Consider the following 2,486-nt stretch of genomic DNA (forward strand, 5'->3'; position numbering starts at 1 on the left):
GAAATTAGTTTCCACCCATTCCCCCCCAGATGTCAAGCCTGATTTTGTTAAGAAAGATGTGAGTAAGGCATAGCTTAGTAAGGGGGGAACAAGAGAGCATTCAAAGTCCCCCTTATTAAGGGGGATTTAGGGGGATCGAGCCTTCGATAAAAACGATAGAAACACAGGACAACTCAAAGTCCCCCTTATTAAGGGGGATTTAGGGGAATCGCTCCCTCTATAACAACGAAATTTCAGAAGGTACAAATTAAATTCAGTTGAACTTATCTCTTCTATTAAGAAATAAAATCAATGAACTTCTCTAACAAACTTCCCATCGCCTTAATCGGTACAGTTGCAACTATTGTCATCGCCCAACCAACCGCAGTTTTTGCAATATCTGCTGATGAAGTCGGCAAAATCGCTAAATCAATCACAGTCCTGATTGACAGTAAAAATCCTGGTTCTGGAATCATTATCAAACGGAATGGCAACACTTACACGGTGCTCACAGCCCGTCACGTTTTCAAAGATGCTCAAGCTAAATATGAGATTGTCACCCCTGATGACAAGCGGTATTTGCTCAATTACAGCAGTGTCAAAAAACTGCCAAATATTGATTTAGCAGTTGTCGAGTTTACCAGCAGTCAAACTTATAGCGTTGCTAAGATTGGCAACTCGGATTTGGCGACAGAAGGGAAAGCAGCTTATGTGGCTGGGTTTCCGAAGACTTCATCGGCGATTAATAGTTCGATTTACAATTTCACGGATGGGCGGATTACGGCTAATGCTTCTCGACCTTTAGAAGATGGTTATGCGTTGGTTTATAGTAATAATACGTTGCCGGGAATGAGCGGGGGGCCGGTGTTGAATGAAAATGGCGAGGTGGTGGGAATCCACGGGAGGGCGGATACGAGGGCGGCGGAATCTAGCAATATTAATCAGAATATTCAAATTGCTAAGACAGGTTTTAATCTGGGGATTCCGATTAATACGAGTTTGAGATTGTTGGCTTCATCTCAAGTGGATTTAGGGGTGAAGGTTCCGAGTGCACCTGTGGTGACTGGGCCGAAAGCTGATGATTTCTATATTCAGGGTAGGGAGAAATTTCAAAAAGGAGATTATCAGGGTGCTATACAAGCTTTTAATCAAGCAATTGTGCTTAATCCTAACTATGTCGATGCCTACACTAATCGAGGTCGTGCCCGCTCTAGTTTAGGAGACGATCGAAGTGCGATTGCCGATTTCAACCAAGCTTTACGTATTGATCCTAACAATGATGTAGCCTACTTGAGTAGGGGTTTTGCCCGTAGTACCTTGGAAGACAAGCAGGGTGCGCTCGCTGATTTCAACCAAGTTTTGCGAATTAGTCCTAACAATGCTGTAGCCAACTTCACCAGGGGTTTTGCTCGCTATCGTTTAGGAGATAAGCAAGGTGCGATCGCCGATTTCAATCAAGCTTTACGTATTGATCCTAACTTGGCGTTAGCCTACAACAAGCGGGGTTTTGCCCGTAGTGATTTAGGAGACACTCAGGGTGCGATCGCCGATTTCAACCAAGCTTTACGTATTGATCCAAACTTTGCCGAAGTCTACCTCGGCCGGGGTTTTGTCCGCTCCAATTTAGGAGACAAGCAGGGTGCTATAGCCGATTACAACCAAGCTTTACGAATTAATCCAAACTTTGCCGAAGCTTACTCTCTACGTGGGTTTACCCGCTATAAATTGAGAGATAATCAAGGTGCGCTCGCTGATCATCAACGAGCAGCAGAACTGTTTCAGCAGCAAGGAAAAAGAGAGTTGTACCAAGATACAATAGATACTATTAGAATCTTACGAAGAAAATGATGACATTAGCAAATCGTATCGGCTCAATAAGTAGGGGAAGCAGTTATTCTAGTTGCCAAGACAAGCCCAAGGGATGAAGAGAAGATTTTTCGCGAATAATAGTGGATAGAGAGGCAATAATTCCAAGTTGAGAAATTCGGTCACGCACATAATCAAAAAAACTGATTCCCAACTGACGAGTAGTAGCAACAAGAGACATAAAAGTATCCCAGGCTTGAGTACCCTCAATTGTCTGAGTTGCATAGCTAATATTACGTCGCTGCACCATAGTTCTGGCAGCTAACTCAGCCGGATTATTGTGCAGAGGTAATTCAGGATGCTCTAAAACCCTGAGCAACTCCGATACTTTTGTCGCAGTTAATTGTTTGCGTTCATCCAACAATTCATAACCGCTTGGAGTTTCAAAAAGCAGCCGAAATTTAGACTTTAAAAGCAGTACAGCTTCAGTCCTGGGAGCATCTTTGTAAGCTAATAATTCCCGATAATAATCCCAAAAATCTTCGATAAATTTCCCTAAAATTACTTGATGGCAAGGGAATACGGGGCTTAACTTCTTGTAATGTCTTCCCTCATGCACCCAACATAATAGACCTCTTGCAAAATAATTTTATGATATAATGAAAGATTTTGCTGAGAGTTGATTGAATCCCAACTCCTAA

General features: G+C 42.7%; 2 protein-coding genes. One reads left to right on the forward strand and one right to left on the reverse strand.

Translation table 11 applies throughout. The features are described 5' to 3' along the window. Positions 1-291 precede the first annotated feature (291 nt). Positions 292-1,827: a tetratricopeptide repeat-containing serine protease family protein gene (locus tag QUB14_RS28420; RefSeq protein WP_333221564.1), complete on the forward strand. Its 1,536-nt coding sequence runs from the start codon at positions 292-294 to the stop codon at positions 1,825-1,827. A gap of 43 nt (positions 1,828-1,870) precedes the next feature. Here the strand turns inward: QUB14_RS28420 and QUB14_RS28425 are convergent, their stop codons facing one another. After that, positions 1,871-2,404 (reverse strand): hypothetical protein, encoded by a 534-nt coding sequence (locus QUB14_RS28425; protein ID WP_333221566.1) that lies wholly within the window; start codon positions 2,402-2,404, stop codon positions 1,871-1,873. Positions 2,405-2,486 lie beyond the last annotated feature (82 nt).

This window comes from Microcoleus sp. B3-D2 (assembly GCF_036705345.1).
Lineage (GTDB): Bacteria > Cyanobacteriota > Cyanobacteriia > Cyanobacteriales > Microcoleaceae > Microcoleus.